The sequence below is a fragment of the Flavobacterium orientale genome, assembly GCF_014638005.1.
Lineage (GTDB): Bacteria > Bacteroidota > Bacteroidia > Flavobacteriales > Flavobacteriaceae > Flavobacterium > Flavobacterium orientale.
The window spans coordinates 35,233-61,101 of the sequence record NZ_BMFG01000001.1 but is presented as its reverse complement, the minus strand read 5'-3'; the positions used below and the strand labels follow the sequence as shown (position 1 = coordinate 61,101).

Annotated in this window: 26 protein-coding genes; 13 read left to right on the top strand and 13 right to left on the bottom strand. The window is 33.9% G+C overall.

All coding sequences use genetic code 11. From position 1 onward, the window contains the following. Positions 1–6 precede the first annotated feature (6 nt). The 9 genes from IEV15_RS00300 to IEV15_RS00260 all read right to left on the bottom strand — a co-directional run bounded on the left by IEV15_RS00300 (position 7) and on the right by IEV15_RS00260 (position 10,215). Complete coding sequence (locus IEV15_RS00300; RefSeq protein WP_188360500.1) at positions 7–2,814, bottom strand: M16 family metallopeptidase; 2,808 nt, start codon at positions 2,812–2,814, stop codon at positions 7–9. Between the two features lie 95 nt (positions 2,815–2,909). Continuing rightward, positions 2,910–3,953: an FAD:protein FMN transferase gene (locus IEV15_RS00295; protein WP_188360916.1), complete on the bottom strand. Its 1,044-nt coding sequence runs from the start codon at positions 3,951–3,953 to the stop codon at positions 2,910–2,912. Next, a complete protein-coding gene (locus IEV15_RS00290; RefSeq protein WP_188360499.1) occupies positions 3,907–4,272 on the bottom strand; it encodes a DUF8840 domain-containing protein in 366 nt (121 codons plus the stop codon). Before IEV15_RS00290 ends, IEV15_RS00295 begins: the two co-directional genes overlap by 47 nt. 86 nt (positions 4,273–4,358) lie before the next feature. Beyond that, positions 4,359–5,654 (bottom strand): NADH:ubiquinone reductase (Na(+)-transporting) subunit F, encoded by a 1,296-nt coding sequence (nqrF, locus tag IEV15_RS00285; protein WP_188360498.1) that lies wholly within the window; start codon positions 5,652–5,654, stop codon positions 4,359–4,361. Positions 5,655–5,673: 19 nt separating this feature from the next. After that, positions 5,674–6,291, bottom strand: a complete 618-nt coding sequence (gene nqrE, locus IEV15_RS00280; protein ID WP_188360497.1) for an NADH:ubiquinone reductase (Na(+)-transporting) subunit E — start codon at positions 6,289–6,291, stop codon at positions 5,674–5,676. A gap of 29 nt (positions 6,292–6,320) precedes the next feature. Then, positions 6,321–6,968, bottom strand: a complete 648-nt coding sequence (locus tag IEV15_RS00275; protein WP_188360496.1) for an NADH:ubiquinone reductase (Na(+)-transporting) subunit D — start codon at positions 6,966–6,968, stop codon at positions 6,321–6,323. Positions 6,969–6,972: 4 nt separating this feature from the next. Beyond that, a complete protein-coding gene (locus tag IEV15_RS00270; protein WP_188360495.1) occupies positions 6,973–7,701 on the bottom strand; it encodes a Na(+)-translocating NADH-quinone reductase subunit C in 729 nt (242 codons plus the stop codon). Between the two features lie 2 nt (positions 7,702–7,703). Continuing rightward, on the bottom strand, positions 7,704–8,855 hold the full coding sequence (locus IEV15_RS00265; protein ID WP_188360494.1) for an NADH:ubiquinone reductase (Na(+)-transporting) subunit B: 1,152 nt from the start codon (positions 8,853–8,855) through the stop codon (positions 7,704–7,706). Positions 8,856–8,865: 10 nt separating this feature from the next. Then, a complete protein-coding gene (locus IEV15_RS00260; protein ID WP_188360493.1) occupies positions 8,866–10,215 on the bottom strand; it encodes a Na(+)-translocating NADH-quinone reductase subunit A in 1,350 nt (449 codons plus the stop codon). A 281-nt stretch (positions 10,216–10,496) separates the two neighbouring features. Here IEV15_RS00260 and IEV15_RS00255 point away from each other — a divergent pair, with 281 nt between their 5' ends. From IEV15_RS00255 to pruA, 4 genes are all read left to right on the top strand, one after another. Further along, positions 10,497–11,753 carry a type IX secretion system plug protein gene (locus tag IEV15_RS00255; protein WP_188360492.1) on the top strand — a complete coding sequence of 419 codons (1,257 nt, stop codon included), beginning with the start codon at positions 10,497–10,499 and terminating at the stop codon, positions 11,751–11,753. Positions 11,754–11,761: 8 nt separating this feature from the next. Then, on the top strand, positions 11,762–12,871 hold the full coding sequence (locus tag IEV15_RS00250; RefSeq protein ID WP_188360491.1) for a DUF3667 domain-containing protein: 1,110 nt from the start codon (positions 11,762–11,764) through the stop codon (positions 12,869–12,871). Between the two features lie 2 nt (positions 12,872–12,873). Continuing rightward, positions 12,874–13,260, top strand: coding sequence for a Co2+/Mg2+ efflux facilitator ApaG/CorD (apaG, locus tag IEV15_RS00245; RefSeq protein WP_188360490.1), 387 nt, complete (start codon positions 12,874–12,876; stop codon positions 13,258–13,260). Between the two features lie 99 nt (positions 13,261–13,359). After that, the gene (gene pruA, locus IEV15_RS00240; RefSeq protein ID WP_188360489.1) at positions 13,360–14,985 is read left to right on the top strand and encodes an L-glutamate gamma-semialdehyde dehydrogenase; all 1,626 of its coding nucleotides are present in this window, start codon (positions 13,360–13,362) and stop codon (positions 14,983–14,985) included. A gap of 46 nt (positions 14,986–15,031) precedes the next feature. Here pruA and rsmG read toward each other — a convergent pair whose 3' ends face one another. Next, a complete protein-coding gene (gene rsmG / locus IEV15_RS00235) occupies positions 15,032–15,661 on the bottom strand; it encodes a 16S rRNA (guanine(527)-N(7))-methyltransferase RsmG (protein ID WP_188360488.1) in 630 nt (209 codons plus the stop codon). A gap of 107 nt (positions 15,662–15,768) precedes the next feature. On the opposite strand from rsmG, the gene IEV15_RS00230 reads away from it, so the two are divergent. From IEV15_RS00230 to IEV15_RS00215, 4 genes are read left to right on the top strand one after another with little or no spacing between them, the layout of a single operon-like run. After that, positions 15,769–16,863, top strand: coding sequence for a fatty acid desaturase family protein (locus IEV15_RS00230; protein WP_188360487.1), 1,095 nt, complete (start codon positions 15,769–15,771; stop codon positions 16,861–16,863). 43 nt (positions 16,864–16,906) lie between these two features. Further along, positions 16,907–18,091: a pyridoxal phosphate-dependent aminotransferase gene (locus IEV15_RS00225; RefSeq protein ID WP_188360486.1), complete on the top strand. Its 1,185-nt coding sequence runs from the start codon at positions 16,907–16,909 to the stop codon at positions 18,089–18,091. Between the two features lie 57 nt (positions 18,092–18,148). Next, complete coding sequence (purT, locus tag IEV15_RS00220; RefSeq protein ID WP_188360485.1) at positions 18,149–19,315, top strand: formate-dependent phosphoribosylglycinamide formyltransferase; 1,167 nt, start codon at positions 18,149–18,151, stop codon at positions 19,313–19,315. Beyond that, a complete protein-coding gene (locus IEV15_RS00215; protein ID WP_188360484.1) occupies positions 19,315–19,890 on the top strand; it encodes a Crp/Fnr family transcriptional regulator in 576 nt (191 codons plus the stop codon). The genes purT and IEV15_RS00215 overlap by 1 nt, the downstream gene beginning before the upstream one ends. Before the next feature lie 32 nt (positions 19,891–19,922). Here IEV15_RS00215 and IEV15_RS00210 read toward each other — a convergent pair whose 3' ends face one another. After that, complete coding sequence (locus tag IEV15_RS00210; protein ID WP_188360483.1) at positions 19,923–20,879, bottom strand: T9SS type A sorting domain-containing protein; 957 nt, start codon at positions 20,877–20,879, stop codon at positions 19,923–19,925. 177 nt (positions 20,880–21,056) lie between these two features. On the opposite strand from IEV15_RS00210, the gene IEV15_RS00205 reads away from it, so the two are divergent. From IEV15_RS00205 to IEV15_RS00185, 5 genes are all read left to right on the top strand, one after another. Next, complete coding sequence (locus IEV15_RS00205) at positions 21,057–21,770, top strand: pirin family protein (protein WP_188360482.1); 714 nt, start codon at positions 21,057–21,059, stop codon at positions 21,768–21,770. A gap of 75 nt (positions 21,771–21,845) precedes the next feature. Beyond that, positions 21,846–22,130, top strand: coding sequence for a GNAT family N-acetyltransferase (locus tag IEV15_RS00200; RefSeq protein WP_188360481.1), 285 nt, complete (start codon positions 21,846–21,848; stop codon positions 22,128–22,130). An 18-nt stretch (positions 22,131–22,148) separates the two neighbouring features. Further along, positions 22,149–22,373, top strand: coding sequence for a (4Fe-4S)-binding protein (locus IEV15_RS00195; protein ID WP_188360480.1), 225 nt, complete (start codon positions 22,149–22,151; stop codon positions 22,371–22,373). A 55-nt stretch (positions 22,374–22,428) separates the two neighbouring features. Continuing rightward, positions 22,429–23,301, top strand: a complete 873-nt coding sequence (fabD, locus tag IEV15_RS00190; RefSeq protein WP_188360479.1) for an ACP S-malonyltransferase — start codon at positions 22,429–22,431, stop codon at positions 23,299–23,301. A gap of 59 nt (positions 23,302–23,360) precedes the next feature. Continuing rightward, a complete protein-coding gene (locus tag IEV15_RS00185) occupies positions 23,361–23,561 on the top strand; it encodes a hypothetical protein (RefSeq protein ID WP_188360478.1) in 201 nt (66 codons plus the stop codon). A gap of 119 nt (positions 23,562–23,680) precedes the next feature. Here IEV15_RS00185 and galE read toward each other — a convergent pair whose 3' ends face one another. Then, complete coding sequence (gene galE, locus IEV15_RS00180; protein WP_188360477.1) at positions 23,681–24,694, bottom strand: UDP-glucose 4-epimerase GalE; 1,014 nt, start codon at positions 24,692–24,694, stop codon at positions 23,681–23,683. A gap of 27 nt (positions 24,695–24,721) precedes the next feature. After that, the gene (locus tag IEV15_RS00175; RefSeq protein ID WP_188360476.1) at positions 24,722–25,852 is read right to left on the bottom strand and encodes a DegT/DnrJ/EryC1/StrS family aminotransferase; all 1,131 of its coding nucleotides are present in this window, start codon (positions 25,850–25,852) and stop codon (positions 24,722–24,724) included. Between the last annotated feature and the right edge of the window lie 17 nt (positions 25,853–25,869).

Sequence of the window (25,869 nt, the reverse complement as noted above, 5' to 3'; positions counted from 1 at the left end):
TCTTAATTATTCTTCTGGCATTAACATAGCTACTACTTTATCCTTTGTTAGATATTTTTTGGCTACAGCTTGAATATCTTTTGCTGATACAGCTTCTATTTTCTGTTCCACTTGCAAAATTTCTTCAGCAGAAGTACTATTTGTATAAGCTCTTGTTAAATTAGACATCCAATAATTATTTTGTTTTATTTTTTCTTTGTAATCTAATTTTTCAGCTTCTTTAAACTTATTTACATCTTTATCTTCTGGTCCGTTTTCTATAATTTTATTTAATTCTCTCAAAGCAGATTGAGTCAAAGTCTCAGCATTTTCTGGTCCACAAGGAAAGTTTATTGAAAAATTATAGCTTCCGTTTGGAACTTTATTCATACTGCCTCTTGCACTTACGCCATAGACCCCACTTTCATTTTCACGAAGTTCTTCAACAAGCTTAATAGTAAGTACTTCACCTAATGCTCTAAATGCTAATGCCTCTTTAGCATCATAGTTAGTATCACCATAAAACATAATATTAACTGTGCTTTTTGGATCTTTACCTTTATTGATGATTTTTTTATGCTCTCCTTTCAGCATTCTATGCCCTAAATCAACTGCTTTTTCTTTTGTTGAAACGGATGGTAATGAAGCTAAATATTGGATTGAAAATTCTTCAAGTTTTTGTTCATCAATATTACCTACAAAGTAAAAATTAAAGTCACCTGCATTTGCAAAACGCTCTTTATATTTATCATAAGCTAACTTATAATCTGTTTTTTTCCAAGCAGCTTCGTCAGGAATTATTCCAAAAAATCTAGGATTATCCTTTAATAAATAACTATATAATTCTTTTTGAAAAAACATCGAGGGCATTGAAGACATATTTGCCATAAAAGAACTTTCTTTAGCTTTATAACTTTCAAATGCTTCTTGATCAAAATTCAAATCAGTAAAATAAGCATGAATCATTTGCATTAGATATTCAAAATCTTTAGGAGCAGCTGAGCCATTCATCCCTTCGGAAAAACTACCTACATAGGGATAAACTCTTGCTACTTTACCGGTCATGAATTTATTCAAATCATTTAATTTCATCCCTGATATTCCGGCTTCTGTCAAGCCTCCCATTGCCCATTGTACTTTTTCATATTCGGCATTAGAAATTAAATTAGAACCTCCAAAACTTAATGCTTCAAATAAAATTTCATCGTTTTTAAAATCGGTTTTTTTATAGGTAACCTTTGCTCCATTCGAAAGCGTAAGTGTCGTGATACCAATTTTATCATTTTTTTCTTTATTCAAAATACTGCCTGGCTTAAGAGGATTTCGAATTAAACTTTCAGCTAAAACTGTTTCTTCATATGGTTTTAAGCTAGCTTTATCTATAGAAATAGCATCTAATGTTTGCTGTTCTGTAGGTTTTACTAAACCTTCTTTTTCAGGGCCTGTAAAAATGATTACTCTGTTATCATCTTTAATATAATTAGCAATTAAAGAATTTGTTTCTTTTAAAGTTATGGAAGGCAACAATGCTTTAGTGGTTTCAAAAGTCCATTCTATACTTGGTGCCGGCTGATTGATTAAAAAATTGCGTTGAAAAGATGTCATAAAACGATTTGACTCTGTTTTATCCTTTTCATTATATCTTCTTTCAACACTTGTCAGCATAGATGTTTTTGCTCGTTCTAATTCTGCTTGTGTAAAACCAAAAGCTTTTACACGTTCATTTTCTGTTACCAAAACTTTTAATGCTTCTAACTGCTTATCTTCTGCTACCATTGCAAAAGATTGAAAAGCATTTTTGGTTCTGGCATATGTTCCTCCATAATAGGTACTTCCAAAAGTATATGGAGGATTTGGATCATTAGCTATCTCACTTAATCGATTATTCAACATGGTACTAAAAAGATTCTTCACCAATTCTTGTCTATAATCACCTATTGTTTTAACCAATTTTGGTTCATCATAATCCTTATAAAGCAATTGTACTTGTGAAAATGCCGCTTCTTTATCACTTTCGATGGCTACAAATGTTTCTTTATGATTAGGAACATCAAATGTTTTTCTGGGCTTTTCATTTTTCGGATTCTGGTACGAACTAAAATGTTTAATTATCAATTTTTCAATTTGATCAACATCAATATCTCCAATTGCAATTATACTCATCAAATTTGGGCGATACCAATCTTTATAAAAGTTAACCACTTTATCATGAGTAAAATTTTCAAGGATTTCTTTTTTTCCGATTGGAAGTCGTTTGGCATACATTGAATTATACATCATTTTTGGCATAAACTGACCCATCATTCGCTTATCCGCTCCTAAACCAATTCGATACTCCTCTAAAACTACACCCCTTTCTTTGTCAATTTCTTCAGGAGTTAGTACCGTATTAAATGCCCAATCTTCTAAAATCTCAAATCCTTTGGTAAGTTTTTCATTGTCATCTGAAGGAATTGGTAAAAAATAAACTGTCTCATCAAAACTAGTATAGGCATTCAAATGTTGACCAAATTTCACACCAATACTTTGCAAATAATCCACTAAAGTATTCTTAGGGAAACGTTTTGTTCCGTTGAAACACATATGTTCCATGAAATGTGCTAAACCTTGTTGGTCATCATTTTCTAATATGGAACCTGCATTAACAATCAATCGTAAATCGACTTTGTTTTCAGGTTTCTTATTTTTCTTGATATAATAGGTTAATCCGTTTTTAAGTTTTCCTGTTTTTACACTAGGATCTAATGGAATTGGACTGTCCATTTTTAATTCTTGAGCAAAAACCAAAGCTGGCAATGCTAGTAAGAACAATACTAGTTTGTTGAGTTTTTTCATGTGTATAAGTTTATTGATTATTGTAAAACTAAACCTATAACTTCATGTGTTAAAATTTATTATATTTTTTTTAACGTAATACCCTACATTTAGAATCATTCTAAAATAAGTGCTTGAAAATTAGTCGTTTTAAATTGTTGCATTTGATTGTCCTCATTAGTGTAAATCAACAAAACATATAAATCATCTCTTAATGCTAATAATTTCTTAGATTCTTCCAAATCCATAATCATAAATGCGGTAGCATATCCATCGGCATCTATACATTTTGGTGCTAAAACTGTGGCACTTAAAACAGTGCTTTTTTCAGAAATCCCGGTTTTGGGATTTATAATATGAACAAATTTTTGACCCGTAAGACTATCTGTTTTCACTTTTCGATAGTTACCCGATGTTGCCATTCCAAGATTTTCCAACTTGATTTTAGCTATTAAAGTTCGCTCTTCCGGTGATTGTGTTGGATCATCAATTCCAACAATCCAATTTTTATCTTCAACCGTGTTTTTTCCAAATGCATAAATTTCACCGCCAATTTCAACAATTGCATTTTGAATGCCTTTTGATTTTAAAAATTCTGACACAACATCAACAGAATAACCTTGGGCAATAGCATTAAAATCAAAATAAGTTTCGGAATGTTTTTTAGAAATAGTGTTATCCTCATTTAACTTAACTTTATCGAAACCTACATAGGTCAATAAACTATCAATTTTGGACTGATTTAAATCGATTTTTTCTTTAGTTGGGCCAAATCCATATGCGTTAACTAAAACACCGATAGTTGGATCAAAAAGCTTGTCTGTAGCTTGATAAATTTCTTGCGAGGTAGTAAATGTTTTAGAAAAAAAATCATCTACAACTATAGTAGTATCTCCGTTATTGATTTTGGAAATCTTTGAATCGGGTCGATAAGTTGACAAAGACAAATCAAACTCCAATAGAAGTGAATCAATTGAAGCTTTTTTTATTGTTTCATTTGAACTGATATATTTAATTGCGTAGGTGCTCCCTTGGGCTTCTCCTTGTAAGATAAAAATTTGCTCCTTTTTGGAATATTCGCAACTGATTAATAAAAAAGCAATAACGAAAACACTAACTAATCTCTTTAATTCCTTTGTAACTGATGATGTAATCTTCATTTCTTGTAACTGGTTTTTCATAATCTAACGCGTTTGCAATTCCTACTCCTGCATAAAGGACTTTTGCTTTTAGTTTTACGGCATGTTCTTTAAAAGTTTCCATCCAAATAGCATCATAGTCTTCAGGATTGTTTGGATAATTAAAAACAGTGACTAAAACGAAATGCAATGTATTGGTGGATTTGTCCACACAAACAAACTGTGGATGTCGTTTGAGTTGACTATTAACCGCAATGAACTCAAAACCTTGGCTTTCGAGTTCTTTTCCGACATGGTTCATTGCTAAATTGTGAAGTTCTTGTTCGGTCAAAATATTCATACTACAAAAGTAGTTAGAATTAAGAAAAACAACTCTTAATTAAAACAAAAAAACCGACACATTTCTGTATCGGTTTCTATTTATAATTATCCTCCAAAGTCATCAAAACGGATATTTTCAGGTGGCATTCCAAAATCTTCACCCATTTTTTGAACGGCATTGTTCATCATTGGTGGACCACAGAAATACAATTCAATATCTTCGGGGCTATCGTGTTTAGACAAATAGTTATCAATTACAACATTGTGAATAAATCCAACAAATCCATCTCCTTCTCCACTTGTTCCGTCTTTTACTTTCCAATTATCTTCTGGTAACGGTTCTGATAAAGCCATGTAGAATTTAAAGTTAGGGAAATCTTTTTCCAAAGCTCTAAAGTGATCAACATAGAATAATTCACGTTTTGAACGACCACCATACCAATAGGTAACTTTTCTTCCTGTTTTAACGGTTCTGAAAAGGTGATATAAATGTGAACGCATTGGTGCCATTCCTGCTCCTCCTCCAACATATAGCATTTCTGACTCACTTTCGTTGATGAAAAATTCTCCATAAGGTCCTGACACAATAACAGGATCACCAGCTTTTCTAGAGAAAATGTAAGATGAGGCAATTCCAGGGTTCACTGCTGCCCAACCATTTTTAGCTCTGTCCCATGGTGGAGTAGCTACACGAACATTCAACATGATTTTTCTTCCTTCTGCAGGATAAGAAGCCATCGAATAAGCTCTTTCAACTAATTCGGTATTTTTCATTACTAATGGCCATAAATTAAATTTATCCCATTCTGCTTTGAATTTTTCAGGTTCACCAGGATGTTCTTCGGGATGAGCTGTGATGTCAATATCTGAATATTTTACTTCACATTTAGGAATTTCAATTTGAATATAACCCCCAGCTTCATAATGCATATCATCTGGCAATTCAACAATAAATTCTTTAATAAATGAGGCAACATTGTAGTTGGAATATACTTTAGCTTCAAATTTTTTGATTCCGAAAACCTCTTCAGGTACTTCAATAATCATATCATTTTTCACTTTTACCTGACATCCTAAACGCCAACCTTGAGCAATTTCTTTTCTTGTAAAATGTGGTTCTTCTGTTGGAAGAATAGATCCACCACCATTAGTTACAATACATTTACACTGAATGCAAGTTCCACCTCCACCACAAGCAGATGGAAGGAAAATTTTGCTATTTCCTAGTGTAGTAAGTAGTGTATTTCCTGATTCTACTTCTAATTCGTTTTCTCCGTTGATTTTAATTTTTACCGGCCCGGAAGGTAATAATTTTGCTTTTGCACCTAATAACATTGCTACTAGAAGGAAAACAATTACAAGAAAAACTACAACACTGGCTATGATTACTGGTGTATTCATTATATCGTATCTTAAATATTTATATTTTAATTCCCATAAAACTCATAAAACCTAACGCCATCAATCCTGTGATTAGGAAAGTAATTCCTAAACCACGAAGTGGAGCAGGAACATGAGAGTAAGCTATCTTTTCACGAATAGCAGCAATAGCTAAAATCGCTAAAAACCATCCGATGCCGGAACCAAAACCATAGGTTACCGCTTCTGTTACCCCGCCAAAATCTTTTTGTTGCATAAATAAAGATCCTCCTAGAATTGCACAGTTTACGGCAATTAACGGAAGGAAAATACCTAATGCTCCATATAAAGCCGGTGCAAATTTTTCAACAATCATCTCTACTAATTGTACCATCGAAGCAATAACAGCGATGAACATGATGAAACTTAAAAAGCTCAAATCGATATCAGCATACTCAGCTCCCAACCAAGATAAAGCTCCTTGTTTTAATAAATAATTGTCTAACAAAAAGTTGATTGGAACTGTAATCGTTAAAACGAAGATTACAGCAACACCTAAACCAACCGCTGTTTTTACTGTTTTTGATACCGCCAAATAGGAACACATTCCTAAGAAGTAGGCGAAAATCATATTTTCAATGAAAATACTTTTTACAAATAAACTTGCTAATTCTTGCATGTTATAATAGTTTAATAGCTAGGCTATGATTAGTGTTTTTCGATTAATTTACGGTTTTTTGAACGTTGAATCCAGATGATGATTCCAACTACAATCAAAGCCATAGGAGACAACAACATCAAACCGTTATTTTCATAACCCATATCATAAAATGATTGTGGAACAACTTGAAACCCTAATAACTTTCCTGAACCTAATAATTCTCTAAAAAATGCTACGGCTATTAATATCCAAGCATATCCAAATGCATTTCCGATTCCGTCTAAGAATGATCTCCAAACACCGTTACCTAAAGCAAACGCTTCTAAACGTCCCATTACAATACAGTTTGTAATAATTAATCCAACGAAAACCGATAATTCTTTACTCACATCATACGCATACGCTTTTAACACTTGGTCAACGATAATTACCAATGAAGCAACAATTACCAATTGAACAATAATACGAATACGATTAGGAATAGAATTTCTTAAAAGTGAAATAATCATATTACTAAATGCCATTACAAACAATACAGCAATTGACATTACAATAGCAGGTTTTAACTGAACCGTAATTGCTAACGCTGAACAAATTCCCAAAACTTGAACCGTAATTGGATTATTGTCATTTAATGGGTCTGATAAAAGACCTCTATTTCTTTTAGAAAATAAACTTTCTTTCTCTTCAGCCATGATTTTAATTATTAGAGGCTAATTTGCCTTTTTGATTATCAATATATTGTTTGTAATGAGCTAAACGTTCTTTGATCATATTGGTAACACCATCTCCAGTGATTGTTGCACCAGAAATAGCATCTACTTTATTATCATCTTTAGTCACCTTATCATTATTTCCTTTGGCTACAGCAACACCAACTAGATTTCCGTCTTTATCAAAGATTTTTTCATCTTTAAAATAATCTAAAAACCATTGTTGTTTAATTTCTGCTCCTAAACCGGGTGTTTCTGCTTTGTGATCAAAAGATACTCCGGCAATTGTATTGAAGTCATCTTTTAAAGCGATGTAACCCCAAATAGCATCCCAAAGTCCGGCACCACGTAGTGGAATAATATAAAATTTGCTTCCGTCTTTTTCGGCTACATAGATCGGAAAACGTTGTGCTTCCGGGTCCTTTTTCAACTCAGCTTTTAAATCTATATTGAAGGCATTAACCGCTTCATCAGTTGAACCATCCACCTTTAAAGCCAATTGTTCTTTGATAAATTCGTCGAATTTTCCTTGTGCTTCTTCTCTTGAAACATCCGTTACACCAATGGTAGATAGAATGTTTTGCATTTTTTCATTTTTTACGTTGACATCTTGCATCGGTTTTAATGATGTAGCTGCAAAAGCCAATAAAGCTCCCACGACTACCACCATAATTCCGGCAAATAAAAACGTATATCCGTTACTATTTCTATCCATGATTAAGCAGTTTTTAATTGTTTAGCAACTCTTTTCTTTCTTCTTTTAACGTTAGCTTCCACAACATAATGGTCAATGGTTGGTGCAAATACGTTTAATAACAATATAGCTAACATTACTCCTTCGGGATAAGCAGGATTGAAAACTCTAATCATAATACTAAAGAATCCGATCAAAAATCCGTAAATCCATTTTCCTCGATTGGTTTGAGCGGCAGAAACCGGGTCGGTTGCCATAAAAACAATACCAAAAGCTAAACCACCCACTAATAAGTGTAGCATCCCAAAATCCATTAAGGTATTTGCTCCCCACAATTCGAATAAGAATGCCATTACTGCGGCTCCTAAAAATCCGCTAACAATGATTCTCCAACTTCCAACTCCCGTGATGACTAAAATGACGGCACCAACCAAAATCCAAAGTACGGATGTTTCTGAAATTGATCCCGGTATTGTTCCCGCGAACATACTCCACATATCATAACCTGCTTCTTGACCGGCAGCTAATTTACCTAAGATTGTTTCTCCGGAAATAGCATCTGTTGTTGAAGCATCAGAAACCCAAATTTTATCTCCTGACATATAAGTAGGATAGGCAAAGAAAGCAAATGCTCTAGCTGTTAAAGCCGGATTTAAAATATTCATTCCGGTTCCTCCGAAGGCTTCTTTACCAATAATTACGGCAAAAATTACCGACAAAGCCAACATCCACAATGGTAAGTCGATTGGCATAATCATCGGGATTAATAATCCGGTAACTAGATAGCCTTCGTTTACTTCATGACCTCTTACGATGGCAAAGTAGAATTCAATTCCCAGTCCAACACCATAAGAAACGGCAATCATTGGCAATACTTTCCAAGCTCCGTGAATTAAAGCATCCATAAATGGAACTACTTCTTGAATTTGTGACAAACTTTGGTAACCTGCATTCCAAGTTCCAAAAATCAATGCAGGAACTAAAGCTAAAACCACAGTAATCATGGTACGCTTTAAATCTACTGCATCTCTAATGTGAGCTCCGTGCTTAGTTGTATGATTTGGAACATATAAAAACGTATCCAACGCATTCACAGCCGGTGCAAATTTTTCCAATTTTTCGCCTTTTCCGAAAGGCTTTTTTATTTGGTCTATTTTATCTCTTAAAAACTTCATAGCTATTTATTTAACCTACTTCGTTAATCATTAAATCCAAGGCTTCTCTGATGATTACTTGTGCTTCTAACTTAGAAGTATTTGTATAATCAATCAACGCAAAATCTTCAGGAGCTACTTCGTAGATTCCTAAATTTTCCATTTTTTCAATGTCATTTGCCAAACATGCTTTTAACAATTGCATTGGATAAATATCTAATGGCATTACTTTTTCCATTTCTCCGGTTACAACCAAAGCTCGCTCTTCACCATTTAAATTAGTATCAGCAACATATTTTTTACCTGGCATTAACCATGATAAAGCTGTGCGTTGCATACTGTGTTTATTTGCACCGGCAAATGGCAACCAACCAAACATTCTGTATTGATTTCCTTCAGGAATAACAGTAACTGTATTAGAATAAAAGCCTAAATTTCCATCTTTAGAAACTTTATCTCCAGTAAAAACATCACCTGAAATGATTCGAACATTGTCTGAAGAAAGTTTTCCTGAAACAACATCTTTCATTTGAGCACCAAATTTTACTGAATAATATTGAGGATTTGCAACCTCTGAACCTGTCAAAGCGATTACTTTAGTAGCATCAAACTTTCCGGTTAAGAATAAATCACCAATAATAGCAACATCTTGAGGAGCAACTATCCAAACTCTCTCTCCAGCATTTATTGGGTCAATTTTTGAAATTTGAACACCAACATTTCCTGATGGATGCGGACCAAAAACTTTATGTAATTGTACTCCCGAAACAGAACTGAAAATTGAATTTACCTTTCCGTTTACTGAAAGATGAACTTTACCTTGGGTTAATTTTGACAAAGCATCAATTCCGGCTTGAAATTGAGTTAATTTATCTTTTAAAGCCACCTCAACATCGGCAGATAAAGGTGCCGAACTGTATGCGGAAATAAAAATTGCTTTTGGAGAATCTGAAGAATTTGCCACAACATCATATGGACGTTGTTTGATAAAAGGCCAACAACCTGAAGCAAGCAAATGTGCTTTTACTTGGTCGCCCGACATTTCATTTGGATTTTTCTTGCCGTGTTCAACATAACTGTCTTGTGCATCAGCTTGTATTCTGATTTCCAAAATAACACGTTTGTCTCCACGTTTGATTTCTACAATTTTTCCACTAACCGGCGAAACAAACTTAACTGCTTCATCGTCTTTGGAATAAAAAATAGCTTCTCCTGCTTTAACTTCGGCTCCTTCTTTTAACACCAATTTAGGTGTAACTTTATGAAAGTCAGAAGGTTTAATAGAGTAAACTTGTGAGCGAGAAATCGCATCAACTTTTGGTTGAGCCTCTCCCACCAATTTCAAGTCTAATCCTTTCTTGATTCGAATGTCTTTAGACATATGTTTTGAAGGTATGATTAGTAAATGTTTTTACATAATTTTAAACGGTGCAAATTTAAAAATTAAAATACAAACCCCCTATATGAATTAACAAATGTCTAATCGATTTCTATTTATTTATATTGATTCTAAATAAATTAAATGCCAAGATTAACAACTTACTACCTATTATACAAATGAAAAAAAAATGGCTAAACTTGTAAAAAATAGACTAAGTAAAAATCTTAATTTAAAACTAAGCGATATTTAGTATATTTACGTTTTGAATCTAAACAAGAAATATGTCACGTAAAATTTTACTTCTACTTATTATCTTCTCAAGCAGTAATTTATTCTCTCAAATTCTAAATGAGGTGCATCCAGCATATAACATCAAAAGCATTGCATTTGTTCAAGGCGGACAAAACGTAGTGCCAATATTTAGATTAGGAGATAGTTTTAGATTAATTTTTGATGATTTATATGGCGATGAGGCCAATTATTATTACACCATCACACATTGTGACTATGATTGGAAAAAATCGCAACTTAATCTTAACGAATACATTTCCGGGTTAGACAATCAAAGAATTATTGATTATGAAAATTCATTTAACACCTTGCAGTTGTATTCGCACTACAGATTGTCATTTCCTAACCAATTTACTAGAGCTTTTCTTGTAAGTGGAAACTATATAATAAGAATATTAAACAACAATCAAGAAGTAGTTTTTTCAAGAAAATTTATCTTATATGAAGACATTGTTTCTGTTCCGACACAAGTAAAAAACCCTCGAGATGTAAAGTATATTGCTCAAAAACACAATTTAGAATTTACCATCAGACCCAACAATCTTTTACTTCAAGACCCGGTTAAAAACATAAAAGTTTTATTATTACAAAACGGTATTTTCAATACTGCAATTACAAATGTAAAACCTATGTTTACTTTGGGAACTGAGCTAATATATCGTTATGATAAAGAAACACAATTTTGGGCCGGAAATGAGTTTTTAGCATTTGACAATAAAGACATCAGGGTTGCACTAAATGGCGTTAGACGTATTGAATCTCAGGGAGGAATTTATAATACGTATTTGTATACCAACCCAGCCAGAGGAAATGTTCCCTATACTTTTTTCCCCGATGCCAATGGGATATTTTTGCCGAGAAATATAAACGCTTCTACTAACGATGCTGTTGAAGCAGATTACAGTTGGGTGTTTTTTAGTTTAAGTGCTCCAACCTATTTTGGAAAAAAGGACATTTATATCACAGGAATGTTCAACAATTATGCTTTAATTCCGGAGTTCAAATTAGATTTTAATAAAGATAACGGACTTTATGAAAAAGCATTAATTTTAAAACAAGGATTTACCAATTACCAATATACATTAGCTGACTCAAACGGAAAAGTAGATTTTGAAAATGCATTAGACGGTAATTTTTTTCAAACTGAAAACAACTATGATGTTTTGGTGTATTACAGAGCAAACAATGACCGATATGACAGAATTATAGGCCGCGGGAATGCAAGTTCCATCAATATTATTAAGTAATATTTTTCATGGCAACAAAAAAAAGAAAAGATTATAGGGGAACCAAATGCTTAAATTGCAACCACCCACTTGATTCTAGTGATCGATTTTGTTCTAATTGTGGTCAAAAAAACACGACTAAACGACTTACAATTAAAAATTTTATAGAAGAATTTCTATCTAATTTTTATGCTTATGATTCCAAAATAAAAAGAACTGTTGTCTCTCTTTTTACCAAACCGGGAAAAGCAGCTTTAGATTTTATAAATGGAAAAAGGCTATTTTATGCCAATCCTTTTCGATTTTACTTGAGTGTATCTTTACTCTATTTTATTTTTTCCGGATTTTTAGACAAATATAATATTGGTTACAATCATCCATTAGAAACAGCTTCCTACGCAAACGAGCCCAGTCCAAATAAAATAAGAAATCAATTGAGAAAAGATTTTATCGCAATTGATTCAACCAATACAGATTTTAATCAGCTTGATTCAATAGTTCAAAATCAACAAAAAGATAATAAAACAGACACACTACCCAAAGTGTTTAAAAAAGAAAGCGAACTTGAAAAATTAAATTTTGTAATAAAATCATATAAAAAGTGGCAAACATTTTTAGATTATTATGGCGAAACAAAAAGCACAAACATTGATTCTTGTCTTGCTGTTCTAGAATATAAAAACACAGGCTGGAACAGGTACATTTTCAAAAAAAGCATAGACAGCCACATGTTGGATTTCAATGACAAAAAAAGTAAAAAGGCATTTTTTGATTACGTTATGGCTAAAATTCCTTTTTTACTTTTTATCTCACTTCCATTTATAACCATTGTATTTTCCATAATATACTTCAGAATGCATTTAAACTATGCCGAACACTTAGTGTTTGTTTTTAATTTTATGTCGTTCTTCTTTATCTTAGTCTTCATTGATGAATTATTAAATATTTTCGTGCCATTTGATTTATCCACACTCTATGGCCTTGGTATTCCTTTTTATTTTTACAAAGCATTAAGAAATTTTTATCAACAAAGTAGATTGATTACAATTATAAAATTTGTAATTTTGAACTTTATGTTGAGCATAACTGCTTTATTAGTAGCAGTTTTTATGTTTGTAATTGTATTTTTAATGTATTAATTATGGTTTCGCAAATAACCAGAGGTATAAAAATTTCAGTCGCAACTAGTTTTGAAGGTACTTACTTCAAAAACTACAAGCTTCATTTTGCCTTTAGTTACCATATTACCATTGAAAACCACAGCAAAGATTCAGTACAATTGATGTCCCGTTATTGGGAAATTTTTGATTCTTTGAACGACAAAGAAGTGGTTAGTGGCGAAGGTGTAATTGGAAAAAAACCAGTGTTAAAACCAGGCGAATCTCATGTTTATAGCTCCGGTTGTTTATTGGCTTCACCTCTTGGTTCTATGAAAGGCTTTTTTACCATGATTAATTTCACTTCTACTCGAAAATTTAAAGTGATTGTTCCAACCTTCAGATTGAATGCACCTTTTGCATTGAACTAATTATCATTTTCTTATTTTAAACCAAAGTAATGTATCGAAAATTTAATTTTTCGTACATTTGCACTCATTTTATTTCCTAATTCTAAAAAACACAACACTATGCTTAAAGGATTTTTTCATGTGCCAAAAGCGGTTAACGAACCTGTTAAATCATACGCTCCTAACAGTCCTGAAAAAGAAGCTGTTTTAGCAGCATACAAACAACTATGGAATTCCAAAATTGAGGTTCCATTATATATAGGTAAAGAAGAAATTCGCACCGGAAAAACAAGAAACATGAGTGCTCCTCATGACCACCAACATATTGTAGGAACCTATCATTTAGCTGAAAAAAGTCATGTTGATAAAGCTATAGCAAATGCTCTTGAATCGCGAACAGCTTGGGCTGCCATGCCATGGGAACAACGTGCTGCTATTTTCTTAAAAGCTGCAGAATTAATTGCCGGTCCGTATCGTGCAAAAATAAACGCTGCAACCATGATTGCTCAATCAAAAACCATTCATCAAGCAGAAATTGATGCTTCTTGTGAACTGATTGACTTTTTGCGTTACAATGTGGAATTCATGACACAAATTTATAACGACCAGCCCACATCAGATTCATCCGTTTGGAATCGTGTGGAGTATAGACCATTAGAAGGTTTCGTTTATGCAATTACTCCTTTTAATTTTACCGCAATTGCTGCAAATCTTCCTGCCAGTGCAGCTATGATGGGCAACGTTGTGATCTGGAAACCAAGCGATAGTCAAGTGTTTTCTGCAAAAATAATTATTGACGTATTCAAAGAAGCCGGAGTTCCTGATGGTGTAATCAATGTAGTATTTGGTGACCCTGTGATGATTTCAGATACTATTTTTGATCATCCTGATTTTGCCGGAATTCATTATACAGGTTCTACTTTTGTGTTTAAAGAAATCTGGAAAAAAATAGGAACAAATATTCACAAATACAAAACTTATCCAAGAATTGTTGGTGAAACCGGAGGAAAAGATTTTATAATTGCACACCCAAGTGCGAATGTAAAACAAGTAGCTGCCAACTCAATTAGAGGTGCTTTTGAATTTCAAGGTCAAAAATGTTCAGCTGCTTCAAGAGCCTACTATCCAAAAAGCTTGTGGCCGGCAATAAAAGATGAAATGGCAAAAGAAATGGCAACCATCAAAATGGGTTCACCGGAAGATTTTTCTAATTTCTTTACTGCGGTAATTCATGAAGGTTCATTTGATAAATTAGCAAAATACATTGATCAAGCAAAAAAAGATAGTGATGCCGAAATTTTATTTGGCGGAAACTATGATAAATCAAAAGGCTATTTTGTTGAACCAACAGTAATTTTGACTACCAATCCAAAATATGCAACAATGGAAACCGAATTATTTGGTCCGGTTTTAACTGTTTATATTTATGAAGATGCCAACTGGAAAGAAACATTACAATTGATTGATCAAACTTCAGAATACGCCTTAACAGGAGCTGTTTTCAGTCAAGATCGTTATGCAATTACAGAAGCAACACATGCTCTAGAAAATTGTGCAGGTAATTTCTACATCAACGATAAACCAACCGGAGCAGTTGTAGGAATGCAACCTTTTGGAGGAGCAAGAGCTTCGGGAACCAATGACAAAGCAGGTTCTGCTCAAAATTTATTGCGATGGGTTTCTCCTAGAACAATTAAAGAAACTTTTGTAACAGCAGAAGATTATAGATATCCGTTCTTAGGATAATTGAATCATGATATAAATAAGGGTCCCGACAAAAATCGGGACTTTTTTATGCTTTAAACTTCAAAGGTAAATGCACAACTTTCTTCGTTTCAAAAAATTCTTCCGAAAAATAATTCGATAAATTATATTCTGTTGCTTTTGGGAAATCTTTTAATTCTTCGATTAAATCGCCACCTTTTAAATATAAAATTCCGTTTTTGAGTTCATGATTTTGTTGTTTTTTGATTTTGTCTTTTATCCATGAAACAAAATCAGGCATATTGGTTACGGCTCGACTTACAATAAAATCAAATTCTCCTCTTACATTCTCAGCACGTAATTGTTCGGCTTTTACATTTTTTAATTCTAAAGCAGCAGCTACTTCGTTAACCACTTTTATTTTTTTTGCAATCACATCAATCAAATAAAATCGAGTTTCAGGAAACAGAATCGCTAACGGAATTCCGGGAAAACCTCCACCGGTTCCAACATCTAAAACCGTCGATTTTGGTTGAAATTCCATCACTTTAGCGATTCCTAATGAATGCAAAACATGTTTAACATACAATTCATCAATGTCTTTTCGAGAAATAACATTGATTTTTGCATTCCAATCGTGGTACAATTCACTCAGTTTTTCGAATTGATTTACTTGATTTTCAGATAGATTAGGAAAATACTTAAGAATTTCTTCCATATTGTGTCATTTTTAACAAAAGTAAACAATTTGATGTTGAAATTTTATTGTTTGTTCATCGTTATGATTTATATTAATACTTACCTTTGAAAAAATTTATAAATTACATGAATACCACAATTCCAACTTTTTCAAAACAAGACAATCTAAAGTTTTTTAGAACGCTCAACTCTCGCGTAAACAACTACTTCAAAGAAAATAACATTCAAAAAACCGGAAATTGGAAACTTCACCTTAAGACAATAGTTATGTTTACTATTTTCTTAACACCCTACTTTTTCCTTCTAGCAATGGATATGCCGTTTTGGACCTATCTTTTACTTAATGTTGTAATTGGTGTTGGAATGGCAGGTGTTGGAATGAATGTAATGCATGATGGCAATCACGGTTCTTATTCAAACAAACCATGGTTAAACAAAATCATGGGTGGCAGCATCTACATTTTAGCCGGAAATGTTTTCAACTGGCAAGTACAACACAATGTTTTACATCATACTTATACAAATATTGTTGGACATGACGAAGATTTAGATGCCGGAAGAGTAATACGTTTTTCGAAACAATCAGAATGGAGATATTTTCATAAATTTCAACATTATTATTCTGTTTTTCTCTACGGATTGTTGACTTTCAACTGGGCAATTACTACAGACTTTAAACAAATGAGAGCCTACTTAAAACGTAAATTATCATATGGTGAACCAAAAAGTCCTAAATTTTTATGGACAACTTTAATTATCACCAAAGTGATTTATTTCTCAATTTGGATTGTTTTACCAATGGTTATGGGAATCACTTGGTGGAAAGTAATTCTAGGTTTTGCAGTAATGCATTATACAGCCGGTTTAATTTTAAGTATCGTTTTTCAATTAGCACACGTAGTTGAAGAAACTTCTAATCCTGTGCCGGATGAAAATGGAGAAATTGAAAACACTTGGGCTATTCACCAGTTATTTACGACCGCAAACTTTGCTCCAAAAAATTGGATTGTTAATTGGTATACAGGTGGATTAAATCACCAAATTGAACACCACATTTTCCCGAATATCAGTCACGTTCACTATGGTAAAATTAGTGAAATCGTAAAAGAAACTGCCAAAGAATGTAATCTACCTTATCATGAATTTAAAACCATGAGAGCCGCTGTTATTGCTCATTTCAAACATTTGAAAGAGTTAGGTCAAGAACCCCAAATGGCATAAGTAGATTACTTTTTAAAATTTAAACACACAAAACACAACTATAATGAATTCGTTATCGGATAGAATTAACAATTTATCTACTTCTCAAACCTTGGCTATGGCGGCATTGGCGAGAGAGTTAAAAGCTCAAGGAAAAGACATCATCAGTTTAAGTTTAGGCGAACCTGATTTTAACACTCCTGATTTTATTAAAGATGCTGCAAAAAAAGCAATCGACGAAAATTATAGTACTTATTCTCCGGTTGATGGTTATGCTGAACTAAAAGAAGCTATTTGTAGAAAATTCAAAAGAGATAACAATTTAGACTATAAACCGGCAAACATTGTTGTTTCAACCGGTGCAAAGCAATCACTTTACAACATTGCTCAAGTTATGTTAAACGAAGGTGATGAAGTTATTTTACCCGCACCATATTGGGTAAGTTATTACGAAATCATCAAAATGTCAGGAGGAATTCCTGTTGAAGTCCCAACTTCCGTAGAAAGTGATTTTAAAATTACCGCCGAACAATTAGAAAAAGCCATCACGCCAAAAACCAAAATGATTTGGTACAGTTCGCCTTGCAACCCAAGCGGATCTGTTTACAGTCGTGAAGAATTTACAGCCATTGCCAAAGTGTTGGAAAAGTATCCAAACATTTATGTCGTGGCTGATGAAATCTACGAACACATCAATTTTTCAGGAACTTTTTGCAGCATTGCTTCCGTTCCGGGAATGTTTGAAAAAACCATCACAGTAAATGGAGTTGCTAAAGCCTTCGCAATGACAGGTTGGAGAATCGGTTACATCGGAGCACCGGAATTTATCGCAAAAGCGTGTACAAAAATGCAAGGCCAAGTCACATCAGGAGCCAATTCTATTGCTCAACGAGCTACGATTGCTGCTGTGGATGCCGACCCAAAAGTGTTGAATTACATGGTGGAAGCTTTCCATAAAAGAAGAGATTTAGTCGTAGGTTTAATCAAAGAAATTCCGGGTCTAAAAATCAACGTTCCGGAAGGTGCATTTTATGTATTTCCCGATGTATCGTCATTCTTTGGAAAAACATTACGTGGAACTTTAATCAAAGACGCAACGGATTTTTCTATGTATTTGTTAGCTGAAGCCAACGTAGCAACCGTAACCGGAGATGCCTTTGGAAACCCTGATTGTATTCGATTTTCTTATGCAACAAGCGAGGAACAACTCATAGAAGCTTTAAGAAGAATCAAAGAAGTTTTAGCTTAAAACATATACCGCCTCAAGGAAACTTGGGGCTTTTTTTATTTATAATTCACATTAAAAATGTCAAAAATCCTCCTACTAGGTTCCGGAGAACTCGGAAAAGAATTTGTCATCGCCGCACAACGAATTGGCCAAACCATCATTGCAGTTGATAGTTATGAAAATGCTCCCGCTATGCAAGTGGCTCCCGGTTTTGAAATCATCAATATGTTAGACGGTGCCGAACTCGACCGAATTGTCGCCAAACACCAACCTGATTTTATCGTTCCTGAAATTGAAGCCATTAGAACCGAACGTTTTTATAACTACGAAAAACAAGGCATAACCGTCGTTCCATCCGCAAAAGCGGCAAATTTCACTATGAACCGAAAAGCCATTCGTGATTTGGCAGCGAAAGAATTAGGATTACGAACAGCAAATTATCGATACGCAACTTCTTCAGATGAATTAGAAAAAGCGGTTTCAGAAGTTGGAATTCCTTGTGTAGTAAAACCTTTAATGAGTTCCTCCGGAAAAGGACAATCTACTATCAAATCAACCGAAGACATTGCCAAAGCTTGGAATTATGCTGTGGAAGGTTCTCGTGGTGATGTGGTCGAAGTAATTGTGGAAGCATTTGTCAATTTTAATTCCGAAATCACGTTATTAACCGTGACTCAAAACAATAATTTACCTACTTTATTTTGTGCTCCAATTGGTCACCGACAAGAACGTGGCGATTATCAAGAAAGTTGGCAACCGGCAAATGTTTCAGAAAAAGACATTTTGGAAGCTCAGGAAATGGCTCGCAAAGTGACAGAAGCCTTAGGTGGAGCCGGATTATTTGGAGTCGAATTTTTCTTGACGAATGAAGGCGTTTATTTTTCGGAATTATCGCCAAGACCACACGACACCGGAATGGTTACGTTAGCCGGAACACAAAATTTTAATGAATTTGAATTGCATTTACGAGCTATTTTAAGCTTACCGATTGCCGAAATCACCTTAGAAAAAGCAGGAGCAAGTGCCGTAATTTTAGCTTCTGAAAATTCAAGCAATCCAACTTATTCAGGTATTGAGCAAATTGCTGCTTTACCAAAAACTGACTTCAGAATTTTTGGCAAACCTACTTCAAGACCGTATCGCAGAATGGGTGTTGCTTTGGTAAGTGACACATTAGAAACTCCGATGGAAGAAATTATAGAAAAGGCAAAAGCTGCGGCGAGATTGGTAAAAGTAAATGCATAATGGCTTTGATTTTAGACAACATATCAAAAATTGTTTCACTTTCTGAAGAGGAAAAAAAATTGTTTTTGTCTAAAACTGAAACGCAACATTACAAAGCAAAAACCATTTTGCACAATGCCGGAGAAATTTGCAAGGAATCTTATTTTGTAAATTCGGGATTACTGAGGAGTTTCAACATTAATGACAATATTGTGGAACATGTGCTACATTTTGCCTGCGAAGGTTGGTGGATTGGTGACATGTACAGCTTACTTTCTCAAAAGCCTGGCAATTTGTTCATAGAAGTTTTAGAAGATTCAGAAGTGGTTATGTTATCAAAAGAAAATCAAGAGCAATTGTATTTTGACATTCCGAAGTTGGAACGCTTCTTTAGAATTTTAACCGAAAATTCATTGGTTGCTCATCAAGAGCGGTTGATGGATAATTTAAGTTTATCCGCAGAAGATCGTTTTGAAAAATTCTGTAAAAGATACCCAACCTTGATTCAAAGAGTTCCTCAAAAACAAATCGCATCTTATATTGGTGTGACCCCTGAGTTTTTTAGTAAAATGAAAAGCCGATTACTAAAAAGATAAATTATCTTCTTAAATAATCGGCTATTATGAAATTATTTCTTTACAAATTTCAAGGTCTTTACTCCATAATCTGTATCTAATTGAGCAATATAAACCCCTGAGTGTAAACCTGAAACCATAATAGATTCAAAAGTATTTCTCAAATTTTGGCTATAAACTAATTGACCTACATTATTATAAATGTTTACATTTTTCAATGGCACTTCAGCCTGAAAATTCAACATGTCATTTGCAGGATTTGGAAAAACAGAAAACAACATTTGATCTAAATCTCCAATACTTAGTGCATCTTGACCCCTTAACTCAATAACAGAAAAGTTACCTTGACTTCCGGAAGTTCCTGTATAATTCCCAGTCCAACAAGCACTGAATAATGTTCCATAACCTGTTACTGCTGTACCAATTGCTTCAACACTTCTTGAGGTCCCTGTATATCCTGTATGTCTTATTTCAATTAACAAATCACCCCCGACATAAAGCCAATTTGTTGAAAATACAATTTGAAATCCAAATGGATTGGGATTACTTCCACTAGGAAAAGCTCCTGCAGGAATAGACAAACCGCCTGATCGAACTAAAGTTTGTGCACCAACAACATTACTAGGAAAAGAAGTCAAACTTCTATTGGGTGGAGACACAGATTGGCTCAAATAAATGTCATAATTAGAAAAGTCAACTTGCGAAGTAGGCCATGCCCCTGTTGAATTGGCCGGTATTCTAAAGGATAAAGAAGTTAATTCCTTATCTATCAAATCTGTTAATTGACTAGATGCAATTAACAATTGATACGTTCGTTGAGAATTTGATAAAGGTCCATTAAAAGTGAGTGCTCCTGCGGTTGACTCATAAGCGTTTGGAATGACTTTAGCAACTAGTTCATTTTGATCAAACTGTTCTTGTGAAGAATTTTGACTAAATGAATCTTGACAATTCAAACTCAAAAACAAACACAAATTAAGCATCAATAAAGTAAGTAGTTCTTTTTTCATAAGATTAGTATATATTGGTTTGCATAAAAATACTGAATAAATTTAAAACAACAACATTATTCGTTTGATATTCAGATACTAAATAAAAAAATAGCTTCATTTCTTAACCTACATTAAGTATCAAACCATAAAATGAGTAGTAAATTTGTACTTATAAATAATAAAAAAATTATGGTCATGGAAAACACAATTTTACACAAAGCCAATGAAAGAGGTCATGCTGATCACGGATGGTTGAATGCATATCACAGTTTTAGTTTTGCCAACTGGTACAATCCTGATAAAGTTCAATTTGGCGTTTTGAGAGTTTTGAATGATGATACCGTTGCCGCCGGAATGGGATTTGGAATGCATCCACATGATAATATGGAAATTATAACCATTCCATTAGAAGGCGATTTGGCTCACAAAGATAGTATGGGAAACGCCGAAACCATCAAATTTGGTGATGTTCAAGTAATGAGTGCTGGAACCGGAATTCGTCATAGTGAGTTTAATCCGAATGCTGACAAACTAACAAAATTGTTACAAATTTGGTTGTTTCCAAACAAAAGAAATGTGGAACCTCGTTACCAACAAATCACATTAGATGTGAATGACAGACATAATAAATTACAACAAATTTTATCCCCAAATCCTGATGACGAAGGTGTTTGGATATATCAAGATGCTTGGTTTCATTTGGGTAAATTTGAAAAGGGTTTGACTGAAAATTACACTATTAAAAGAGAAGGTAATGGCGTTTATGCATTTGTTATTTCAGGAAGCGTAACAATTAATGGTCAAGCTTTAGATACCCGTGATGCATTGGGCATTTGGGATACCGAAAAATTAGAAATAGCGACTACATCTGATGCTGAACTTTTACTAATGGATATTCCAATGGAATAATAAAAGTCTCAAATAATTTTAGTAACTTAGACCTGATAAGAACATCCTTGTCAGGTTTATTTTAAATTTAAAACTATGTCAGAAGAAATAAAACTAAACATAAGCGATAAAAACGGCTTCTTTTCTGTTGAAGTTGCCGGTAAATCAGAAGCTAAAATGACTTTTGTTTTTGCCGGTGAAGATAAAATTATCATTGATCACACGGAAGTCAATCCCGGTAATAACGGCAAAGGTTTTGGAAAAAAAATGGTGACCCAAGCGGTTGTCATGGCTCGAGAAAGGAACTTAAAAATCATTCCATTGTGCCCTTTTGCTAAAAGTGTTTTTGATAAAACACCTGAGCTTAGAGATGTATTGTAAACCATAAATTAAAAAAATATGGAACCAAATAACGAAAAGAAAGAATATACAAACGGCGAAATAACAGTGGTTTGGGAGGCAAGAAAATGTATTCATTCCGGAAATTGCGTTCGAAATAATCCTGATGTTTTTCAACCAAAAGAAAAACCTTGGATTAAAATCGACGGATCCACTTCTGAAAAAATCATGGATACAGTTAACAAATGTCCGTCAGGTGCTTTAACATTTTACAGAAATAAATAGTATTTTTGCTTAGGTCTAATTAAACTTTTAAACCTTAAACTTTAAAGTAAAAATAATGAAAGCATACGTATTTCCGGGACAAGGAGCTCAATTCACAGGAATGGGCAAAGAATTATATGAAACTTCTTCAATTGCAAAAGAACTATTCGAAAAAGCCAATCAAATATTGGGTTTCCGTATTACTGACATCATGTTTGAAGGAACTGCTGAAGAGTTAAAAGAAACAAAGGTGACACAACCAGCCGTTTTTTTACATTCTGTAATTTTGGCCAAAACTTTAACCGATTTTAAACCGGATATGGTTGCAGGACATTCTTTAGGTGAATTTTCTGCCTTAGTTGCCAATGGAGCGTTATCTTTTGAAGACGGCTTAAAACTAGTTTCTCAACGAGCCTTAGCCATGCAAAAAGCATGTGAAATCAAACCTTCAACAATGGCTGCTGTTTTAGGTTTAGATGACAGAATTGTAGAAGAAGTTTGCGAAGCTATTGATGGTGTTGTTGTGGCGGCAAATTATAATTGCCCTGGACAATTGGTTATTTCAGGTGAATTTTCTGCAGTAGAAAAAGCCTGTGAAGCCATGAAAGCTGCCGGAGCAAAAAGAGCATTGTTGCTTCCCGTTGGAGGAGCATTCCACTCTCCAATGATGGAGCCGGCAAGAGAAGAACTAGCTGCTGCAATTGAAGCATCAACTTTTTCAAAACCTATTTGTCCCGTATATCAAAACGTTACAGCAAGTGCGGTTTCAGATGCAGAAGAAATTAAAAAGAATTTAATCATTCAATTAACTGCTCCGGTAAAATGGACACAATCTGTTCAACAAATGATTGCTGATGGTGCTTCAAGTTTCACAGAAGTGGGGCCCGGTAAAGTTTTGGTTGGATTAGTGAATAAAATCAACAAAGAAGTGGAAACTATTTCGGCTTAATTAAACTTTGGCACCTAATTTGCCGGTAATGGATTTATTAACTTTAAAAAATAAACAAAATGAAAAAAACACTTTTAGGATTAGTATTGATGGGAGCATTATTTGTTGTTTCTTGTAAAGAAAAAACAACCGAAGAAAAAGCAGAAGACGCAGTTGAAGCTGTAGGCAACGATATTGAAAACACAGCCGAAGAAGCCGGAGATGCAATTGAAAATGCTGTTGATGAAACAGGCCAAGCTATAGAAAACGCTGTAGAATAAACAGAATAAGCATTGAAAATGAGTAATTCAGATACTGAATAACTAAAAATTATCCCCATCTTAAAAAATGGGGATTTTTTATTTTAATTTGTTTGTCAACGAAGAATTATTACATAAACTTAACTTCTGATTTTTCGCTCCCATTTCCAAGCACTTTCCAAAGCTTGCTCCAAAGAGAGTTCAGTTTTCCAACCCAAAACTTTATTTGCTTTTTCGGTATCCGCATAAGCTTCTATAACATCGCCTTCTCTTCTGCCAACAATTTTATATGGTAATTTCTTTTGACTTACTTTTTCAAAAGCGTGAATAACTTCTAAAACTGAAGAACCTTTTCCTGTTCCTAAATTAAACACTTCAACATTTTCAAGATTCTTTTTGTCAATCAAGCGTTGCAACGCAACCACGTGAGCTTTTGCTAAATCTACCACATGAATGTAATCCCGAATACAAGTTCCGTCAGGAGTTGGATAATCATTACCAAAAACAGAAAGTTCATTTCGTAACCCCATTGCTGTTTGAGTAATAAAAGGCACTAAATTTTGAGGAACTCCTAAAGGTAATTCGCCAATAGCAGAACTTTCATGAGCTCCAATCGGATTAAAATATCGCAATAAAACGGCTTTAACATTAGAAATTTTGGCGACATCTGAAATTATTTCTTCCCCAATCTGCTTAGTGTTTCCATATGGAGACATTGGCGGCTGAATTGGTGCATCTTCAGTAATAGGCATATTTTTGGCTTGACCATAAACAGTACACGAAGAACTGAAAATAAAATGAGCTTCAGGTTTTTGTTGTAATTCCTGTAGAATATAAACTAAAGAATTGATGTTGTTTTCATAATACAACAAAGGATTTTCTACACTTTCACCAACCGCTTTTGAAGCCGCAAAATGTATAATCCCAGTTACATCGGAATATTTTTTAAAAAATGATTGCACTGCAGCTTTGTCTCTCACATCCATTTTTTCAAATTCAGGTTTCTTTCCTGTTATTGAAAAAATGCCATCCAAAACATCTAAAGAAGCATTGGATAAATTATCAATGATTACAACCTCAAATCCTTGGTTTTGTAATTCAACAACAGTATGCGACCCAATAAACCCTAAACCTCCTGTGACAACTATTTTCATGTATTTTATTGAATAAAACTTGAATGATTAACTAAAAAATTCTAAAACTGAATCGGTTATGAATTTGATTTGTTCGTCATCAAGTTCGGTATGCATTGGCAATGAAATTACCTCTTGAACCAATTGATTGGTCACCGGAAAATCTTCTTCTTTATAACGAGTATCAACATATGCTTTTTGTGAATGCAACGGAATCGGGTAATAAATCGCACATGGAATTCCTTTACTAACCAAATGATCCATTAAAGCATTTCTATCGGCATCTATAATTCGCAACGTATATTGGTGAAAAACGTGACAATCACAACTGTCACAAATCATTGGTGCAATAATATTTTTATGACCTTCAAACGCTTTTGAATACTTTCTTGCAGCATCTTGACGAGCCGCATTATATTCATCTAATAAGGGTAATTTTGCATTTAAAACCGCTGCTTGAATACTATCTAAACGAGAATTTACCCCGACAACATCATGATGATAACGCACATACATACCGTGGTTTACAATTCCACGAATCGTGTGAGCCAAAGCATCATCATTGGTAAAAATAGCTCCACCATCACCATAACATCCTAGATTTTTTGAAGGGAAAAACGAAGTGGCACCCACATGACCAATCGTTCCCACTTTCCTTTTTACACCATCTCTTGAAGTAAAATTGGCACCAATAGCTTGAGCATTATCTTCAATTACATATAAATTATGTTCTTTGGCAATGTCCATAATCGCATCCATATTGGCGGCTCTTCCAAACAAATGCACCGGAACAATCGCTTTTGTTTTTGATGTAATCGCTTTTCTGATTCCGTCAAGCGAAATATTCATATTTACCATGTCCACATCAACTAAAACAGGAGTTAATTGCAACAAAGCAATTACTTCAACCGTTGCGGCAAACGTAAAATCAGCAGTAATCACTTCATCACCCGGCTGTAATCCCAATCCCATCATGGCAATTTGAAGAGCATCTGTTCCATTTGCACAAGGAATCACGTGTTTTACGCCTAAATAATCTTCTAAACTCTTTTGAAATTCATGAACTTTTGGTCCATTGATATAAGTATTTGTATCTAAAACTTCTTGAATAGAAGTATCAACAGTTTGTTTTATTTTTTCATATTGACTTTTTAAGTCAACCATTTGAAGTTTTCTCATGCTTATTGATTTAATTT

Bases quoted from the DNA above. Each gene is read 5' to 3' on its own strand.
- IEV15_RS00300 (WP_188360500.1), bottom strand. From the start codon at position 2,814: ATGAAAAAACTCAACAAACTAGTATTGTTCTTACTAGCATTGCCAGCT.
- IEV15_RS00295 (WP_188360916.1), bottom strand. From the start codon at position 3,953: ATGAAGATTACATCATCAGTTACAAAGGAATTAAAGAGATTAGTTAGT.
- IEV15_RS00290 (WP_188360499.1), bottom strand. From the start codon at position 4,272: ATGAATATTTTGACCGAACAAGAACTTCACAATTTAGCAATGAACCAT.
- nqrF (WP_188360498.1), bottom strand. From the start codon at position 5,654: ATGAATACACCAGTAATCATAGCCAGTGTTGTAGTTTTTCTTGTAATT.
- nqrE (WP_188360497.1), bottom strand. From the start codon at position 6,291: ATGCAAGAATTAGCAAGTTTATTTGTAAAAAGTATTTTCATTGAAAAT.
- IEV15_RS00275 (WP_188360496.1), bottom strand. From the start codon at position 6,968: ATGGCTGAAGAGAAAGAAAGTTTATTTTCTAAAAGAAATAGAGGTCTT.
- IEV15_RS00270 (WP_188360495.1), bottom strand. From the start codon at position 7,701: ATGGATAGAAATAGTAACGGATATACGTTTTTATTTGCCGGAATTATG.
- IEV15_RS00265 (WP_188360494.1), bottom strand. From the start codon at position 8,855: ATGAAGTTTTTAAGAGATAAAATAGACCAAATAAAAAAGCCTTTCGGA.
- IEV15_RS00260 (WP_188360493.1), bottom strand. From the start codon at position 10,215: ATGTCTAAAGACATTCGAATCAAGAAAGGATTAGACTTGAAATTGGTG.
- IEV15_RS00255 (WP_188360492.1), top strand. From the start codon at position 10,497: ATGTCACGTAAAATTTTACTTCTACTTATTATCTTCTCAAGCAGTAAT.
- IEV15_RS00250 (WP_188360491.1), top strand. From the start codon at position 11,762: ATGGCAACAAAAAAAAGAAAAGATTATAGGGGAACCAAATGCTTAAAT.
- apaG (WP_188360490.1), top strand. From the start codon at position 12,874: ATGGTTTCGCAAATAACCAGAGGTATAAAAATTTCAGTCGCAACTAGT.
- pruA (WP_188360489.1), top strand. From the start codon at position 13,360: ATGCTTAAAGGATTTTTTCATGTGCCAAAAGCGGTTAACGAACCTGTT.
- rsmG (WP_188360488.1), bottom strand. From the start codon at position 15,661: ATGGAAGAAATTCTTAAGTATTTTCCTAATCTATCTGAAAATCAAGTA.
- IEV15_RS00230 (WP_188360487.1), top strand. From the start codon at position 15,769: ATGAATACCACAATTCCAACTTTTTCAAAACAAGACAATCTAAAGTTT.
- IEV15_RS00225 (WP_188360486.1), top strand. From the start codon at position 16,907: ATGAATTCGTTATCGGATAGAATTAACAATTTATCTACTTCTCAAACC.
- purT (WP_188360485.1), top strand. From the start codon at position 18,149: ATGTCAAAAATCCTCCTACTAGGTTCCGGAGAACTCGGAAAAGAATTT.
- IEV15_RS00215 (WP_188360484.1), top strand. From the start codon at position 19,315: ATGGCTTTGATTTTAGACAACATATCAAAAATTGTTTCACTTTCTGAA.
- IEV15_RS00210 (WP_188360483.1), bottom strand. From the start codon at position 20,879: ATGAAAAAAGAACTACTTACTTTATTGATGCTTAATTTGTGTTTGTTT.
- IEV15_RS00205 (WP_188360482.1), top strand. From the start codon at position 21,057: ATGGAAAACACAATTTTACACAAAGCCAATGAAAGAGGTCATGCTGAT.
- IEV15_RS00200 (WP_188360481.1), top strand. From the start codon at position 21,846: ATGTCAGAAGAAATAAAACTAAACATAAGCGATAAAAACGGCTTCTTT.
- IEV15_RS00195 (WP_188360480.1), top strand. From the start codon at position 22,149: ATGGAACCAAATAACGAAAAGAAAGAATATACAAACGGCGAAATAACA.
- fabD (WP_188360479.1), top strand. From the start codon at position 22,429: ATGAAAGCATACGTATTTCCGGGACAAGGAGCTCAATTCACAGGAATG.
- IEV15_RS00185 (WP_188360478.1), top strand. From the start codon at position 23,361: ATGAAAAAAACACTTTTAGGATTAGTATTGATGGGAGCATTATTTGTT.
- galE (WP_188360477.1), bottom strand. From the start codon at position 24,694: ATGAAAATAGTTGTCACAGGAGGTTTAGGGTTTATTGGGTCGCATACT.
- IEV15_RS00175 (WP_188360476.1), bottom strand. From the start codon at position 25,852: ATGAGAAAACTTCAAATGGTTGACTTAAAAAGTCAATATGAAAAAATA.